17 protein-coding genes are annotated in these 17,079 nt (G+C 57.9%); 1 reads left to right on the forward strand and 16 read right to left on the reverse strand.

Annotated elements, in window-relative coordinates; all coding sequences use genetic code 11:
- Window positions 1–35 precede the first annotated feature (35 nt).
- The 8 genes from ABLV52_RS18960 to ABLV52_RS18995 all read right to left on the reverse strand — a co-directional run bounded on the left by ABLV52_RS18960 (window position 36) and on the right by ABLV52_RS18995 (window position 5,668).
- Entirely contained in the window at window positions 36–656 is a 621-nt protein-coding gene (locus tag ABLV52_RS18960; protein WP_060590609.1) for a LysE family translocator, read from the reverse strand.
- 187 nt (window positions 657–843) lie between these two features.
- Window positions 844–1,950: a PTS fructose transporter subunit IIC gene (locus tag ABLV52_RS18965; RefSeq protein ID WP_044523279.1), complete on the reverse strand. Its 1,107-nt coding sequence runs from the start codon at window positions 1,948–1,950 to the stop codon at window positions 844–846.
- A 42-nt stretch (window positions 1,951–1,992) separates the two neighbouring features.
- Complete coding sequence (locus ABLV52_RS18970; protein WP_004179922.1) at window positions 1,993–2,304, reverse strand: fructose PTS transporter subunit IIB; 312 nt, start codon at window positions 2,302–2,304, stop codon at window positions 1,993–1,995.
- Between the two features lie 55 nt (window positions 2,305–2,359).
- On the reverse strand, window positions 2,360–2,830 hold the full coding sequence (locus tag ABLV52_RS18975) for a PTS sugar transporter subunit IIA (protein ID WP_044523281.1): 471 nt from the start codon (window positions 2,828–2,830) through the stop codon (window positions 2,360–2,362).
- Between the two features lie 125 nt (window positions 2,831–2,955).
- Window positions 2,956–3,636: a D-allulose 6-phosphate 3-epimerase gene (alsE, locus tag ABLV52_RS18980; RefSeq protein ID WP_087848825.1), complete on the reverse strand. Its 681-nt coding sequence runs from the start codon at window positions 3,634–3,636 to the stop codon at window positions 2,956–2,958.
- A gap of 23 nt (window positions 3,637–3,659) precedes the next feature.
- Window positions 3,660–4,922, reverse strand: a complete 1,263-nt coding sequence (locus tag ABLV52_RS18985; RefSeq protein WP_072420169.1) for a PTS ascorbate transporter subunit IIC — start codon at window positions 4,920–4,922, stop codon at window positions 3,660–3,662.
- A gap of 30 nt (window positions 4,923–4,952) precedes the next feature.
- On the reverse strand, window positions 4,953–5,219 hold the full coding sequence (locus ABLV52_RS18990; protein ID WP_289553471.1) for a PTS sugar transporter subunit IIB: 267 nt from the start codon (window positions 5,217–5,219) through the stop codon (window positions 4,953–4,955).
- Window positions 5,220–5,230: 11 nt separating this feature from the next.
- Entirely contained in the window at window positions 5,231–5,668 is a 438-nt protein-coding gene (locus ABLV52_RS18995) for a PTS sugar transporter subunit IIA (RefSeq protein WP_044523291.1), read from the reverse strand.
- 217 nt (window positions 5,669–5,885) lie between these two features.
- On the opposite strand from ABLV52_RS18995, the gene ABLV52_RS19000 reads away from it, so the two are divergent.
- Entirely contained in the window at window positions 5,886–6,938 is a 1,053-nt protein-coding gene (locus ABLV52_RS19000; RefSeq protein ID WP_086075890.1) for a LacI family DNA-binding transcriptional regulator, read from the forward strand.
- Between the two features lie 36 nt (window positions 6,939–6,974).
- Here the strand turns inward: ABLV52_RS19000 and ABLV52_RS19005 are convergent, their stop codons facing one another.
- The 8 genes from ABLV52_RS19005 to ABLV52_RS19040 form a co-directional block, all read right to left on the reverse strand.
- Window positions 6,975–7,274 carry a LysR substrate-binding domain-containing protein gene (locus tag ABLV52_RS19005; RefSeq protein WP_348890784.1) on the reverse strand — a complete coding sequence of 100 codons (300 nt, stop codon included), beginning with the start codon at window positions 7,272–7,274 and terminating at the stop codon, window positions 6,975–6,977.
- A gap of 139 nt (window positions 7,275–7,413) precedes the next feature.
- Window positions 7,414–9,210, reverse strand: coding sequence for an allophanate hydrolase (gene atzF / locus ABLV52_RS19010; protein ID WP_348890785.1), 1,797 nt, complete (start codon window positions 9,208–9,210; stop codon window positions 7,414–7,416).
- The gene (gene uca, locus ABLV52_RS19015; RefSeq protein WP_348890786.1) at window positions 9,207–12,812 is read right to left on the reverse strand and encodes an urea carboxylase; all 3,606 of its coding nucleotides are present in this window, start codon (window positions 12,810–12,812) and stop codon (window positions 9,207–9,209) included. The genes atzF and uca overlap by 4 nt, the downstream gene beginning before the upstream one ends.
- A gap of 166 nt (window positions 12,813–12,978) precedes the next feature.
- The gene (locus ABLV52_RS19020) at window positions 12,979–13,614 is read right to left on the reverse strand and encodes an urea amidolyase associated protein UAAP2 (protein WP_023289733.1); all 636 of its coding nucleotides are present in this window, start codon (window positions 13,612–13,614) and stop codon (window positions 12,979–12,981) included.
- 10 nt (window positions 13,615–13,624) lie between these two features.
- Window positions 13,625–14,353, reverse strand: coding sequence for an urea amidolyase associated protein UAAP1 (locus tag ABLV52_RS19025; RefSeq protein ID WP_348890788.1), 729 nt, complete (start codon window positions 14,351–14,353; stop codon window positions 13,625–13,627).
- 4 nt (window positions 14,354–14,357) lie between these two features.
- A complete protein-coding gene (locus ABLV52_RS19030) occupies window positions 14,358–15,134 on the reverse strand; it encodes an ABC transporter ATP-binding protein (RefSeq protein WP_044523302.1) in 777 nt (258 codons plus the stop codon).
- On the reverse strand, window positions 15,131–15,946 hold the full coding sequence (locus tag ABLV52_RS19035) for an ABC transporter permease (RefSeq protein ID WP_023289736.1): 816 nt from the start codon (window positions 15,944–15,946) through the stop codon (window positions 15,131–15,133). Before ABLV52_RS19035 ends, ABLV52_RS19030 begins: the two co-directional genes overlap by 4 nt.
- Before the next feature lie 24 nt (window positions 15,947–15,970).
- Window positions 15,971–17,029, reverse strand: coding sequence for a putative urea ABC transporter substrate-binding protein (locus ABLV52_RS19040; RefSeq protein WP_348890789.1), 1,059 nt, complete (start codon window positions 17,027–17,029; stop codon window positions 15,971–15,973).
- Window positions 17,030–17,079 lie beyond the last annotated feature (50 nt).

Genomic DNA, 17,079 nt, shown 5'->3' on the forward strand with positions numbered 1-17,079 from the left:
AAAGCGCAAAAACAGGGGCAAAGGCCCCTGTTTGATTACCGGCGGCTCATCGCCAGCTTCGCCGCAAAAAGCAGAAACAGGCAGCCGGTCGTTCGATCCATCCATTTCACTACCGCCGTTTTTTTCAGGATACCCGCGGCATAGCGAGTGGCGGTAATCAGGGTTAACGACCACAGCGTACCAATCAATACATGGATAGTAACCAGGAGAAAGGTCCATGTGATGGGGGAATGCCCCGCCGGGATAAACTGAGGTAAAAACGAAACGTAGAAGACGCCCATTTTGGGATTAAGCACATTTCCCAGCATCCCACGCAGAAACCAGTTGCTTGTGGCGGTTGCCGCTGCCGGATTACTGTCAAATTGCTGGCGCGGACGCAGAAGCAACTGGATGCCCAGCCAACAAAGGTAGCCCGCGCCGCACCATTTCAATAAGGTATAAGCCAGCTCAGAAACCGCCAGCAGCGCGCCCAAACCAAAGGCCACCAGCGCCCCCCAGATAAAGCACCCGAGATCGATACCTAACGCGGCATGCAAGGCTTTGCGCCCGCCTTCAGCGGTCGCCGTGCGCAGTATAAGCGCGGTATCCAAACCTGGCGTCAGGGTAAGCAGAGTGGCAGCGAGGGTGTAAGCCAGAAGTGAATCAGTGACGAGCATTTCCTGTCTCCGAAAGAGACAAGGCTACTGAAGAGTTCACATTTTTGCAACAAGAATGTTCACCCTGCTCCACCTTCACCTGGGCTTCTGCCAGACGCAAAACACAGCCCATAACCAGGAAACAGTCGGCTATGGGCGGGTGTGCAGAAATAGCACAATGCGATTGATAAAATAATATAGAGGTAAGTTAACTCACTTTAATATCATCGAGGTCTATATCCTCTTCTTCGTGATCGTTATTAACAATGACATCGCGCGGTATATCTTTTTTGATGACAGCGTAGACTGTAGCGGTGACCACGATATTCACCAGCAGCGCCATAATGCCGGCCATGGGATGTGACATGGTGGGGATCATCAATACCCCACCAAAAGGCACCGTGGCGTCCGCACCATATACCATGGTCACTGCCCCACCGCACGCGCCGCCGATGGCCGCGGCGGCGATACCGCGGACGATATCGTTCATGACGATCGGGATAGAGCCTTCAACGATATTAACAATCCCCATCGGAACCGCCGATTTTAAGGTTTCCACTTCTTCACTGTTATAGATGTTCTTACGCAGAAGCTTGGCAATGAAAAAAGCCAGGCCGAAACCAATAGGCGTTGCGGTATTAACTAACTGAAGTGCGGTTATCGGCTCATTTATTCCCTGCGCCTGCAGCGTCAGAACGAAGGCAAAGCATGTTTTATTGAGCGGGCCGCCAAAATCAACGATACACAGCGCGCCTATCACTGCGCCCAACACTAAATTCGATGACGTACCCATACTTCTCAGGAAAGACGTAAGCGCTTCCGTAAAGATACCGATAGGCGTACCGATGATATAGACCATAATCAAGCAGCTGATAATGGAAGCAAAAAAGGGCACGATCAACGTCGGCATCAACCCGCGGGCCCAGTCCGGGACCTTCACCTTTTTAATGATCGCCAGCGCGATATAGCCGGCAATGTAGCCCCCGATCATCCCGCCGATAAAGCCAGCGCTGATGGTGTTTGCCGCCAGCCCGACGACAAATCCCGGTGCGATGCCCGGCTTGCCAGCAATCGAGCCGGAAATCCCCACCGCAATGACCACCGGCAACAGCCCAAGCGCCTTAGCGCCCAGAGTGGCCATCGCCTGCCATAAATCAAATTGCCCCGGAGTTAACGTGTCCTGCACTGTTCCACCAAGCCCCATGCCGATAGCAATAATAAACCCTGCGCCACAGACAATGGGGATCAGAAACGAGATAGCGGTCAGCAGATGTCCTTTAGGATTTGCTGCTTGCCATATTTGTTTTAGAGACATAAGTTACGCCCTTAAGTATAGAGTCAGCAGGCCGAAATAAAATTATGAATTGACTATTTCGCTGAGTTTTTCAATCAGCTTATTAGGAGATTTCACTGCCGTTTCTGTGGCGACTTTGACCACTTTCTTACCCGCAAATCGCTCTTCTCCCGTCACTTTAACATCAGCGGCAAGCAGCACAATATCTGCCATGGCAATCTCATCAGCGGTTAACTGATTCTCAATGCCTATGGTCCCTTGTGTCTCTATTTTAACGTTATGACCGGCTTTTTTGGCGGCTGTTTCAATTTTCTTTTGAGCAATATAGGTGTGTGCAATTCCCACCGTACAGGCGGTAACTCCGACGATATTCATCTCGATTCTCCGTGATTTATTTAATAAGGTACAAAAGGATGTTAACAACTATGTATTAAGCATCGGCGCTTTCAGTTTCAGAATTGAAAAGCGCAATGATTTTATGTGGATCAGATTCAACCAGTAACTTAGCAATAATGTCTTCGTCTGCCAGCGATCCGGACACTTGCGCTAACAGACGAATATGAGTGGCATTTTGATCCACCAGGCAGACCGCAAATAAAATAATACAGCGGACATCGCTACCATCCATTGTCTCCCAGGGGATTTCATGTTGGGTACGACCGATAGCTAATGCGGTTCGGGCCACACCGGAAGATTTACCATGCGGGATCGCAATATGATTTTCAAAACCGGTTGAGCCTTGCTCTTCCCGTAACCAAACATCGCGAATAAAGTCCTCCTTATTGGTCACCGCACCATCCTGTACCAGTAACTCGGTGAGTTCTTCTATCACCTCTTCTTTCGTTCTGGCAGTCATTTTTAGCTTGATGTTCTTTACATTAAGTACTGTTGCAATATCCATAATTCACCCGCATTCATATAGAGTGGTCGTTGAATAACAGAACAGGCATCGCTGGCGTGATGCAGTTTTTTAATATTTACTTGAATATACACTGTGGTTCGAAATAAATAATACGCAAAAATGAATCAGGCAGCGACGGTTTCACGCTGGAAAATATCGATCATTCTGTCCCATGCCAGGCTGACATCTTCATGAAGAGAAAACAGACCAGATGTACCAACGATAAATACATCCACCCCAGATTCAGCAATCAAACCAAAGGTTTTTTCATTGCAAGAACCATCAATTTCCGTCAGATAATGATAGCCATTATTTTTGCGCATACTGATGAGCTTTCTTATTTTGTTCAGCGACTCAGGTATAAACTTTTGCCCGGCATAGCCAGGGTCAACTGACATGACCGTCACTTTATCCAGCAGGTGCGCATATTCAGCAATGCTTTCAGCCGGTGTCGCCGGGTTCAGCACCACCCCGCATTTTTTTCCCGCATCCTTGATCTGATTCAGCAGGCGGAAAATTTTGTTATTCGCAGTCTCGGGATGGAAGCTAATGATATCGGCTCCTGCGGCGAGACACATTGGGATAATATCTTCCGGGTGGTTCACCATCAGATGGACATCGATGGGAACGGTAGTGATTTTTTTCAGATTCTCAATAAAAAAGGGAGACAGAGTGATATTGCGGACGTAATTGCCATCCATTATATCTACGTGATAAAAATCCGCTTTGTTATTCATTGCTGTGATCTGTTCTTTGAACTGTGTCAAATCCATACACATCAGTGAGGGTGAAAATTTAGCGCCCATAAACCAGCTCCGATAATAAATAGTTAGTTAAACATTGCGATGATATGACCTAAAACGATGCCGACAACGCCAAAGTCTGCATCGCCAAAGGTTGTAGAACCGAGGCCCATATCTCCCATCATTGGCAAAAGGATTGCCGGCAGGAACGAAATGAGCAGGCCATGGGCAAATGCCCCCACCACTGCCCCACGACGTCCGCCGGTGATGTTGCCGTAAACGCCAGCCGTTGCCCCGCAAAAGAAATGAGGCACTAGTCCCGGTACGATGACGCTCAAACCGAACAGCGGGCAGAGGAACATGCTGAGCAGGCCTGCAACAAAGCTTGCGAGAAACCCGACGATAACGGCATTGGGAGCAAAGGGAAACACCGTCGGGCAGTCCAGCGCCGGTTTCGCATCTTTCACTAGTTTGTCTGCAATACCTTTAAACGCTGGCACAATCTCGGCAATCACCATCCGCACACCGGCGAGGATGATATAAACCCCCGCAGCAAAAGTGAGGGACTGAATAATGGCGAAGATAATAAAATTCTGACCGGCACTCAGGGTCTCCTCGACAAAGGTTTTGCCTGCGACGACCACCAGCACCAGGAACAGAATCATCATGGTGAGAGAGATGGCCACCGACGAATCACGAAGGAAATTGAGTGACTTAGGCACTTTAATTTCTTCAATCGAGGGGCTACCTTTCCCTACGACTTTTCCCACCAGCGCGGAGAGCAGATAACCAATAGAGCCAAAATGGCCGAGAGCCAGATCGTCGGTATTGGTAATTTTTCGGGTAAACGGCTGCAAGATCGCCGGAGAGATCACCATCATCGCGCCGAGAATCACCGCCCCGATGGTCACCACCCAACCACCCGACAAGCCACCTACTGACAAGATCACCGCCAGCATCGCGGCCATATAGAGCGTATGGTGGCCCGTTAAAAAGATGTACTTTAATGGCGTCAAACGCGCCAGGGCGATATTGATCAACATGCCCAGCACCATGATCGTGGCGGTTTCCGTGCCATAATTCTTCTGCGCCAGCGCGGCCATCGCGTCGGTGTTAGGCACCACCCCCTGAATATGAAATGAATGTTCAAATAGTTGGCTAAAAATGGTTAATGTATAGGCAATGATACCTGCGCCAGCCGTTAAAATAACAAAACCCATGATGGTTTTCAGGGTGCCTGAGATAACGTCTGAAATTCCTTTTTTTTGCAACAGCAGACCGATTAGAGAAAACAATCCAACCAGAATCGCCGGTGTCCCTAACACATCGTAAATAAGGAAATGAAGCATATTAAACTCCACGGTTCAGAAAGCCGTTGCTTAAATGTGTTCTGCTAAAATCTCTTTGATTTTATTGTTGTCGAGTAAATTACGTAATCCAACAACCTTCGCGGAATGACCAGTTAAATGTTCGGCAATATCGTTGGCGCTCAGAATAAGGTCCGCAGTTTCGCTTTTCGCTGACGTCAGGTCGGTATGTGCGACTTCAGCCTCTTTATTCATTTCAGCAAGGATTTTTTTGACATTCATTTCAACGATAAAGCTGCTGCCTAAACCATTGCCACAGACGATGAGTACTTTTTTCATTCTCTTTTCCTTCAGTCAATAACGGCCTGAATCGCCTTAATATCATCGGCTTTTAACAATCGTTCTAGCTTTTGCCGATCGCTAAAGAGTTCTGCCAGTTCACCGATCATCGTGATATGTTCATTCCCGGAACAAGCGCATAGCATAATAACCACGTATACCGGGTCGTTCTCAGTCGAGCCAAATGATATGCCCTCTTTAATATGAAGGAGTGATAATCCATTCCTCAATGCACCTTGCTCGGGGCGGGCATGAGGCATCGCTAATCCTGGGGCTAATAGATAATAAGGCCCAAATTCTTCATGGCTTTTAAAAATCGCCTCAATATAGTGCTCTGCCATATACCCCTGCGCCAGCAAAGGTTCTGCTGAGAGTCGAATGGCATTTTTCCAGTTATCTATTGCGTTAATGACATTAATTTTATCCGGGGTTAACCAGTCTCTAATCATATGCACTCCCGAGGGATTCCATGTGCTGAACTATAAACAGCTAAATAAAATGCAACTGTGATACATCTCTCAAAGTTAGCGCTAACAAGCAAAAATGTTAAAAACAGAGTTACCGCTAACATGTGTTATAATGTGCTTTCCCCTACGCTGTGGTAAGTTATAATGTGTATCAACGATTTACTTTTGTTACTTATTATTTTTCAAACGGTTGGTGATCCTGGTGAAGAGTCTAGACGCAGACAATAGCCCGAAAGAAAAACGTCGTAAGGGAACTGGGAAGATAACCCTGACCGAAGTGGCTGAGTTTGTCGGCGTGAGCGCCATGACCGTCTCCCGTGCGCTGAGAATGCCTGAAAAAGTCAACCCTGACCTTCGCGATCGTATTGATGCGGCAGTCAGTCAACTCGGCTATGTCCCCAATCTCCAGGCGCGTAATCTGGCGTCGGTCCATTCCGATCTCATTTTGGCCGTCGTCCCCACCTTCTCTTCGCCAGGTTTTTTGCCGGTGTCGGAAGCATTACAAAAAATCCTGACTGAACGCGGCTATACCATGATGTTTATGGAATCTGGTCATGACGGTCAAAACGAACAAAAAACGTTTGAAAAAATGCTCGCCTATAACCCGGCAGCGATTATTCAGTTCAATATCGACACCATTGAGAGCTGCACCCAGCTGCTGGCCAATGTAGATGTGCCTATCCTGGAAATTGGCGCGTTAAATACCCAGCCTGTTGGCATGTGCATCGGCGTGGATTACGGTAAGGCAGTGAAACAGATCGTAACCCACCTCGCGGATGCCTCATTAAAAAACATCGCGTTGTTGTGTACCCCAGCCAACAATACGATGTTTCGCCAGCTTCTGAGTGGCTGGAACACGGCGATGTTGGCCCTGAACCGTTCGCCACATCGGGTGGTGACCACGCATTTGCCTTCAACCATCGCCACAGGCGTGAATATTTTCAAGGATATGATGATTACCTGGGGCGATCTGGATGCGCTAATTTGCACTTCGGATGAAATGGCGTGCGGATGCATGATGGCCTGCCACAGCGCCGGGATCAAAGTGCCCAATACCGTAGCCATTGCGAGTTTAGGCGGCGGGGTTTTATCGACAGTCTGTTCCCCTGCCCTGACAACCGTTGAATTTCCCTGGCATGACATTGGGGTGAAGGCGGGTAAAGCGCTTCTCGAGCTGCTTAACGATAAGCCTTGTGAAAAGTTCATAGAAATTCCGTCAGTACTCAAAGTCCGGGCCAGTACCGCGGTATAACCGCCATCCATGGCTTACTCTAGCGGCCCCCCCTGCTTATCGCTTCAATTCGTCCTGCCACAGCGGGGATGACGCCAGTTGATGGCATAGCGTGTCGATAAATACCCGGGTCTTGGCGGGAACCAGCGAGCCGGGCGGCATCAGGGCATAAACGCTGACCTTCGCCGCGCTACGCCAGTCGGGCAGCACGCGGACCAGTTCCCCGCGCTGAACCGCCTGGCTAACCATCCACCCCGGCAGCAGAGCGATCCCGGTTGCCCGAATGACCGCAGTCAGCAGCGCTTCACTGATATTGGTGGATTGCCGAACTGTTCTGGCAGCAATACCGCCAGCCATCAGCGCAATGGACAGCGGAAGCGTTTTATCCCGCCCCCCTCCATCAGTAACCTTCCCCGGCCGTCGCTCGGCGTCCGGGAGGCATCGGCCGGATGGTGCGGAAGTTCCCTCTGCGGCGCTACCGCAGAGGGTGTTCCGTTTACCTGGCCAGCCACTGACGCCAGCCGCCCCAGGCGGTGATCTCGGTGGCCGCGCCCAGCCCCCCGGCTTCGCAGATAAAGCCTGTCACCCAGCGGCCGTCCGCCAGCTCAATCTGTCCCAGCCCCAGCGGCGCGGGGATGGCGGCCAGCAGCGACCCCACCTCAGCGCTGGGGATCGCCCAGACTTCCACCGCTATCGCGGCCCCCTCTGGCTCGTCACGCACCATCGCCGGGCGCTTGCCATCCGGGAGGACATACAACCGATAGCGCGGCGCGCTGTGGGTCGCCTGCAGCAGCCGGCCGCCCCGCGCCAGCAATTGACCATTCAGCGGCTGGCCGGTCAGGTGGGCGCCGCATACCGCCAGGGCCATCCGATCATGGCCCGCGGGGCGCGCAGGCGGCGGGCTCTCCAGCCGCGCGCCGCCTGCCAGCGGCAGCCGCTCCGCGCGCTGGAAGGCGTCGGCCAGGCTCAGCAAATACTGATCGGTAAAGGCCCGGCCGAACAGCGTGACGCCGGAGGGCAGTCCGTCGGGCATAAACCCGCACGGCACGCTCACCGCCGCATAGTCCAGCAGGTTCATAAAATTGGTGTAGTAGCCCAGGTCGGCGTTGCGGGCGATGGGCTCCGCCGCCAGCTCGTCCAGCGTTACCGGCCGCGGAAAGGTTGGCGTGAGCACGCAGTCCAGCGTCTCGAGGATAGCATCGCACTGCGCTTTATACTCCTGCAGCTGATACATCGCCTTAAAGGTCGCCGTCGCGTCGATATCAGGCGCTTTCGCCAGCACGTCGCGAATGACCGGCAGCACGGCGTCCGGCTGCTGCTCAATCAACGGGCCAGCCACCGCATAGCGTTCAGCGACCCACGGCCCGTCATACAGCAGGCGGGCGGCGGCGAGAAAAGGCGCGAAATCGATCGCCACGGCTTCCCCGCCGAGCGCCGTCAGCCGCTGCACGGCCTGGGCGAACAGCGCTTCGCTGGCGCGGCAGCCGAGGAAGTTAAGCTCACGCGGGACGCCAAAGCGAAACCCGGCGGACGGCCTGCCGAAGGCCTGACGACTGTTCCACTGGGGATTGCGGCGGCTGTAGCTATCCTGCGGATCGGCCCGGGCAACCAGCGCCAGCAGCTGGCTGGCCTCGTCGGCGGTGGCGCTGAAAAAGGTCACGCAGTCCAGCGTGCGGCAGGCCGGTACCACCCCGGCGGTGGAGATCACCCCTTTCGTCGCTTTCAGGCCCACCAGGTTATTCAACCCGGCCGGGACGCGACCGCTGCCGGCGGTGTCGGTCCCCAGCGCGAAGCTGGCGACGCCCAGGGCTACCGCTAGCGCCGAGCCGGCGCTGGAGCCGCCGGAGGGATAAGCGGGATGGTACGCGTTGCGGCAGCGACCATACGGCGAACGGGTCCCGTTCAGGCCGGTGGCAAATTGATCGAGATTGGTTTTGCCCACCGGCACCGCCCCCAGGGCAATCAGCTGTGCGACAATGGTCGCGCTTTGCGTCGGCCGGTAAGCAAACGCCGGACAGGCGGCAGTGGTGACGATCTCCGCAAGGTCAATATTATCTTTGATGGCGAACGGCACCCCGTACAGCGGGAGCGTGTCTGGCGAATGGCCTTCCAGCGCCGCCAGAAACGGCGCCTGCTCCGCTTCGCTCAGGAGATGGATAAACAGATTAAACTCGGGATCCAGCGCTTGCGCCCGCTGGCGGATCGCCGCCAGCAGCGCGCGCGGGGTGGTGTGGCCGTTACGATAGTTCGCCGCCAGAGTCGCCAGGCGTAAATCAAACGTCTGCTGCATCATGCCTTCTCCTCAATAATCACTGCCACCCGCTGCCCGGCACGCACCGCGCTGCCTGGCTGCACATTGACCTGCTGAACCCTGCCATCGCACGGCGCCAGCAGCGGGATCTCCATTTTCATCGACTCAAGCACCACCAGCACATCGCCGGCGCGTACCTGGCTGCCGGCCGCGGTCTGTACCTGCCACAGATTACCGGATACCGGGCTTTCCACCCCCTGCTCCCCCGGCTGCAGCGGCGCATCGCCCGCCTCTTCTGTCGCGCTCTCCTGGCTGTCGAAATGGGCCTGGCCGCTGGCGATCCAGCGCTCGCGCTCGTCGTTAAACGCCCGCTGCTGATGGTCGCGAAATGCGCTAATGCTCTGCGCCTCGCGAGAGAGAAACTGCTGGTACTCCGCCAGCCGCAGCGTGCTGTGCTCGATGCGCAGCGGGTAGCGTCCGAGCGGGAAATCGCGGCGAATAGCCAGCAGTTCTTCCGCCGAGACAGGATAGAAACGCAGCTGGTCGAAAAAGCGCAGCAGCCAGGGCTTGCCGGCAAAATCGGCCACCTCGTGATAGCGATTCCACATCTGCAGGGTGCGGCCGACAAACTGATAGCCGCCCGGGCCTTCCATGCCGTAAACGCACAGATACGCTCCGCCGATGCCCACCGAGTTTTCCGCCGTCCAGGTTCGCGCCGGGTTGTATTTGGTGGTGACCAGCCGATGGCGCGGATCAAGGGGCGTGGCCACCGGCGCGCCGAGATAGACATCGCCGAGCCCCATCACCAGATAGCTGGCGTCAAACACCGTTTGCCACACCGCCTGCTCATCCGGGAGATCGTTTATCCGGCGAATAAACTCGAGGTTGCTTGGGCACCAGGGGGCGTCCGGGCGGACGGTGGTCATATATTTGTTGATCGCCTTGCGGCAGGCCGGATCGTCCCAGGAGAGCGGGAGATGCACCACCCGTGTCGGAACCTGCAGATCGTCGCTTATGCAGACCGTGGCCCACTCTTCGCGGACCCACGCCAGCAGTGTCTCCAGCGCCAGCGTTTCCGGCTGGAAATGGAGCTGCAGAGAGCGGATCCCCGGCGTGATATCGATGATCCCGTCCCGGGATTGCCCCTCAAGGGCCTGCATCAGGGCATGGATGCGAAAGCGCAGCACCAGATCCAGCTCCGCCTCACCGGCCTCCAGCAGCAGATGGGTATCGCCGGAGAGGCGCGCCACCAGGCGTTTGTCAGCGTCGCCGCAGGTCATCACCACCGGCGAGGTGAGCGGCACAGGCTGCCAGGCAACGTCCTGCGCCTGCAGGGTCGCCAGCTCCCCGCGACGGCCTGCCGCCAGCCGCCGGGCGGTGGGGACGTCAACCGCCACAAAGCGCACCTTATCCCCCGCCTTAAGCTGGCCCAGCTGCCAGAGATCGGCTTCGATCACCGTGACCGGGCAGACAAAGCCCCCGAGGCTTGGGCCGTCCGGCCCGAGGATCACCGGCATATCGCCGGTAAAATCCACCGCCCCCACCGCGTAGGGGTTGTCGTGAATATTCGACGGATGGAGCCCGGCTTCGCCGCCGCTGTCGCGGGCCCAGACCGGCTTGGGCCCGATCAGGCGCACGCCGGTGCGGCTGGAGTTAAAATGCACTTCCCAGTCGGTGGCAAAAAACGTCGCCATATACGCCGGGGCAAAGAACTCCGGTGCGCCGTGGGGGCCATAAATCACCCGCAGCGTTCGTACTTCCGCAAGCGCAGTGCGCAGCCCTGCGGGAAGCGCCGCGCCTTCCATGGTCTCAGCCGGAGGCGCAAGATGCAGCACGTCGCCGGCGCGCAGCGCCCGTCCGCCGTGGCCGCCAAACTGACCGAGGGTAAAGGTGCTTTTACTGCCCAGGTAGTCCGGCACCTGAATGCCGCCGCGCAGGCAGAGATAGCTTCTGACGCCTGGCCCGCTTATCGCCCCCAGCCTGAGGGTCGCCCCCGCCGGAACAGAGAAGACGCCGTCCATCTCCTGGTCGATGCCGTCGAGCGTTACGGGCAGCGGCGCGCCGCAGACTACCGCCTGCACCGCGGTATTAAATTTCAGCGTGGGTCCGCTAAGGGTGATCTCCAGCGCGGCGTCGCCCTCGGCATTGCCCAGCAGACGATTGCCCAAGCGCAGCGCCCGGTCATCCATCGGGCCTGAGGGCGGTACGCCCACCGCCCAGAACCCCAGACGTCCCGGGTAGTCCTGGACGCTGGTCTGGGTGCCGGCGCTGAGTACCTCCACGGTATCGGCCCGGTAGCGCAGTTGCTCCAGACAGCGGGTCCAGGGTTCCCCGGCGGTGAACGGCGCAAAGCCAAGGATCTGCTGCAGGTACTGGCGGTTGGTTTCGACGCCGTACAGGCGGGTCTCCGCCAGGGCCTGCGCCAGGCCGTCGATCGCCTCATCGCGGCTGGGGCGCCAGACGATAGCTTTCGCCAGCAGCGGGTCAAAAAACGGCGGCACTTCACAGCCGGCCTCGACCCAGCGGTCGATGCGCAGGGTAGCGCCGTCCGCCGGCGGAAACCAGACGTCGGTTAACAGTCCGGGCGAAGGCTGAAACTGACGGCCAGGATCTTCGGCGTAAATTCGCGCCTGAATGGCATGCCCCCGGGGCTGTAGCCCGGCGGCCAGCTCGCTCAGCGGCGGTAAATCCCCTGCCGCCAGGGCGATCATCCAGCGCACCAGGTCCACGCCCCACACCTGCTCCGTGACGCCGTGCTCCACCTGCAGCCGGGTATTGACCTCGAGGAAATAAAAGCGCTGCGCCGCGCTGTCGTAGACAAACTCCACCGTCCCGGCGCTGCGGTAGTTCACCGCTTTACCGAGGGCAATGGCCGCGCTACACAGCGCCTGCGCCATCCCGTCCGGCAGATTTGGCGCCGGCGTCTCTTCAATCACTTTCTGGTTACGCCGCTGCAGCGAGCAGTCGCGCACGCCGAGGGCGATAACCGCCCCCTTCCCGTCGCCGAAGATCTGCACCTCGAGATGGCGGGCGCGTTCAATATATTTTTCGAGAAACACCCCGGCGTCGCTGAAGTTGTTTTGCCCCAGCCGCTGCACCGTGGCAAACGCCTCGCTCAGTTCGCGGGCGTCGCGGCAGACGCGCATGCCAATCCCCCCGCCGCCCGCCGTGCTCTTGAGCATCACCGGGTAGCCCACCGCCTCTGCCGCCCGGCAGGCTTCTTCGCTGTCGGCCAGCAGGTCACTGCCTTCCAGCAGCGGAACGCCCTCCGCTTTGGCCAGCGCGCGGGCGGTATGCTTCAGGCCGAAGGTTCGCAGCTGTTGCGGGGTCGGGCCAACAAACGCCAGTCCCGCCGCCTCACAGGCCTCGGCGAAGGCGGCGTTTTCTGACAGAAAGCCGTAGCCGGGGTGGATGGCGCGGGCGCCGCTCTGCCGCGCGGCGGCAATGATCTTCTCTACGACTAAATAGGTTTGCGCTGCCGGCCCCTCGCCAAGGCTCAGCGCCTCATCCGCTTCGCGGACGTGCAGACTGCTCAGGTCGGCTTCGGCGTAAACGGCGACGCCCTTCACCTGCATGGCGCGCAGGGTGCGCAGAATGCGGCAGGCAATCGCCCCGCGGTTGGCAATCAGTAAGGTATCAAACATAAGCGGAACTCACAGCGAAGCGGGTCGTCCCGCAACAATTCGTCTTCCCCTGAGGTCGTCCCCGGGAGAACCGGCGCTTAAGGGTGGCGCGTCGGCGTGTGGTTCAGGCGGTCGGCGCGAACGGCGAACAGCCGAAAGGCCAGCAAACGCCAGCGCTGCCAGCGGGTCAGTTCCATACCAGCACCTCGGCGGGGGTCGGGTTCCAGCCATTGCAGGGATTGTTGAGCTGCGGGCAGTTGGAGATCAACACCATGGCGTTGCACTCCGCGCGCAGTTCCACGTATTTTCCCGCCGCCGAGATGCCATCCGCAAAGGTCAGACCGCCCTCCGGCGTCACCGGCACGTTCATAAAGAAGTTAATGTTGGCGCCGATATCGCGCTTATGCAGACGGCCATCATGCAGACAGGCGCAGAGGAAATTATCCCGGCAGCTGTGCATGTAGCGCTTGTCGAGGGCGTAGCGGACGGTGTTGCTCTCCTGGGCGCAGGCGCCGCCGAGGGTATCGTGCCGCCCGCAGGTATCGGCCACGATGGTCATCAGCGGACGGCCAAGGTTGGAATAGAGCACGCTGCCGGCGGTGAGGTAGGCGTTACCCTGGCGGCGCAGCGTGCGCTGCGCATCGTAGCGCTCGCGCGGGTTGTCGGCGTTGTAAAACAGGGTATCAATCGCCTGGTTGCCTTCGAGATCGAGCAGACGCAGGGTTTGCCCTTGTTTAACCTCGAACAGCCACGGCTCCCCGGCGGGGATCACATGGCGATAGACGGCCTCTTCCGGACGTCGGTGACTGGTGATAAGGGTCATAAACGCCTCCTTACAGGGCAAAAAGTTGGGTATTGCGGAACGCGCGCAGGTTCTCATCGCGGGTCAGGAGCGCCTGAGTGGCCGCGTCTTCATCGTCGGCCTGATACCAGCTCAGCTGCACCGGACGGGGGGCATACTCTGTGGCCGGATCCTGAGGATGCGGGAGCGTGGTGAGGACCAGCAGGACGTCCATCGGGGCATACAGTTCCACATAGTCCCCGGCGCGGCTGTTGCCGGAGACAAAGTGAAAGCGCCCCTCGTCATCGACGGTCACTTTGCTGAAGAAGTTGACCACCATCAGCAGATCTTCCAGACCGAGATCCCATTTCCCCATCTCCACCAGCAGGTTATCGACGCCGTTGCGGTAGAAGCCATTGCGTAATTCCTGGTAGCGTCCGGCGCCATATTTGTCGTGCGTCTCCCCGGCGTTGAGGACCCCGCCGAACGGATCGTGCCAGCCGCAGCTGTCGGCGACGATCCCGGCCAGCACCCGGCCCATATCGGAGTAGAAACAGTGCCCGGCGGTCAGGCGCGCGGTATGCTGTCCTTTGAGGGTATCCGGCAGGTTGAGCCGCTCACTTTTCTCATGGGGATTGAGCATCATCATGCTGACGTTTGCCCCGCCGTCGAGATCGGTCAGGCGCAGGATCTGCCCTTTGCGCAAAATCAGCGAGGTGTGCGCCCCGCCGGGAAGCCGCTCTTCGCGCAGGCTGGGGGTGGAGTGAAACAGTTCAGTCATCAATTTATCTCCTTAATGCGTAAACGTTGGTGTCGCTACCGGCGGCCAGTTGCGCCATCCGCGCTTCATTGAGCGGGATGTCGTAGGTAATACGCGCTCCCCAGGCGTTGGGCGCCTGCGGGTCGATGCGCACTTTGTCGAACACCAGCAGCCTCGTGCCCAGGTTGAAGCCTTCGGCCAGGTCGTGGGTGACCATAAACACCGTCATGCGCGTTTCGCTCCACAGCTGGAGCAGCAGCGCATGCATATCCTTGCGAATGCCGGGATCCAGCGCGCCGAAGGGCTCGTCCAGCAGCAGCACCCGCGGCTGCATCACGAACGCCTGGGCAATGGCCAGCCGCTGCTGCATCCCGCCCGAGAGCTGCGCCGGGTATTTATCCAGGGCGTGTCCCAGGCCCACTTTCTCCAGCATTCGCTGGGCCTGTTGCCGGGCCTCGCGCTTTCTGCCGCCAAACAGGCGCCCCAGCAGCGGGGACGCCGGCAGCTCCAGGCCGATGGCGACGTTATCCAGCACGTTGAGATGCGGAAACACCGAATAGCGCTGGAAAACCACGCCGCGACTGCGGTCCGGCTCCGCCGCCAGCGGCTGGCCGTCGAGCAGGATGGCGCCGCGGGTCGGTTGCTCCTGACCGAGCAGCAGACGCAGAAAGGTCGATTTACCGCAGCCGGACGCGCCGACCATTGAGCAAAACTCGCCCTCTTTCACCTGCAGATTAATGCGCTCCAGCACCACGTGGTCGCCGTACTCCTGCCAGATGTTTTTGATGTCGATAAAACTCATCCCCGGCCTCCTTCCGCCCACGGGAAACAGGCTTTGTGCAGCTGACGCAGCGCCAGATCCATCAGCCATGCCAGCAGCGTGATCCAGATGACATACGGAATAATCACGTCCATCGCCATATAGCGCCGCACCAGGAAGATGCGATACCCCAGCCCGGCGGTGGCGGAGATGGCCTCGGCGGAGATCAGGAACAGCCATGCCGAGCCCAGCAGCAGGCGCAGAGAAGCGATCAGCCGCGACAGCAGCTGAGGAAGCACCACCCGCAGCACCACCGTCCAGCTATTAGCCCCCAGGGTCTGCGCCTTTATAAACAGCTCCGCCGGGATCTCCCGCGCCCGCTGCTCCAGGTCGCGCGCCAGCATCGGCGTAATGCCGATGACGATCAGCATCACTTTCGACAGCTCATCCAGGCCAAAGACGATAAACAGCACCGGCAGGATCGCCAGCGGCGGGATCATTGACACCACCGTCATCAGCGGCGACAGCGCCGCGCGGTACATCGGGAAGACGCCGGCGGCGATACCGATGCCGAGGCCGATCAGCGACGAGACGGCCAGGCCCGTCAGCAGACGGCTCAGGCTAATCAGCGTGTCGGCCCACAGCAGATACTCGCCGCTGCGTTTGTCCGGGGTGAACGCCATCCGGTCAATGGCCGCCGCCATCTGCGACAGGCCTGGCAGCAACTTGTCCTGCGGATTGGCTTCCAGCCGCACCGCCGATCCCATAAACCAGGCGGCGATCAGCAGCACAAACGGCAGCAGCATCAGCGTCAGGCGCATCCCCTTTTGGGGATATCGGTTAATGTGGCGCATGGCGTGGTCTCCCGGCGGCAATCATTACAGCTGGCCCGCGGCGGCCAGCTTCAGGTAGCTGTCGTCAAAGCGCAGTTTGCGGTTGGCGGCATCGCCGAGCGTGACATTGCCCGGGAAGGTCATGCCGATAAAGTCCGCGCTCTGCGCCCCCTCGCCCAGCAGACCTTTATCGAAGGAGAACTGCGCCACACGCTGCATGGTTTTCGCCAGATCCGGCGAGGCGATAAACGCCAGGGTGTCGGCAGGCGTCCAGAAAAGATGAGTGGTTTTGAGCTGCGCCTGGTAGCCGGCGAGATCGGTACCGGAGTCGGCGGCCATAGCGCTCAGCGCCTGGGTATCGCCGGCCTTCATTTTGGCCATCATTTCAAACCACGCGCCGGTCAGCGCTTTGCCCAGCGCCGGGTTATCTTTCAGGGTCTGGGTATTGACCACCATCATGTCGATAAGCTCGCCCGGCACCTGCGAGGAGCTAAACACTTCGCTGGTTTGCGGGGTCTTTTTGATAACCGACAGCTGTGGATTCCAGGCCACCGCCGCCCGCACGCCGCTGGTGCCAAAGGCCGAGACGATATCGGCATCGGAGGTATTCACCACCTTGACGTCTTTTTCCTGCAGCCCGGCTTTTTCCAGGCCGCGCACCAGCAGATAGTGGGAGACCGACAGCTCCGGGAGATACACCGACATCCCTTTCAGGTCGCTGAGCTTTTTATCCGCCCCTTTCAGAACCACCCCGTCGTTACCATCGGAGTAGCTGCCGGTGATCAGCGCCGTGCTGTCGACACCGCCGGCCGCCGGAATGGTCAGGGCGTCCATATTCGTCATCGTGCAGCCGTCAAACTGCCCGGCGGTGTACTGATTGATGGATTCGATGTAATCGTTGAGCTGAACAATATTGATTTTGATGCCGTACTTGCTGGCCCATTTATCGATGATCTTTTCATTGCTGATGACGCCCCAGGGCATCCAGCCGGCGTAGATGGTCCAGCAGACGTTGAACTCTTTCTTGACGGCGGCAAAGGACGGGACGCTGGTCAATAGCGTCAGTGACAGGACAAGTGAGCGGAGGAGCGGCGATGTTTTCATGGTGGACCTCTGGTTAGCACGAGAAACGGAGCAGCGCGACACCCAACGGT

Origin of the sequence: Klebsiella sp. GB_Kp056 (genome assembly GCF_040064755.1) — a bacterium.
In the GTDB taxonomy this organism is placed as follows: Bacteria; Pseudomonadota; Gammaproteobacteria; order Enterobacterales; family Enterobacteriaceae; genus Klebsiella; species Klebsiella quasipneumoniae.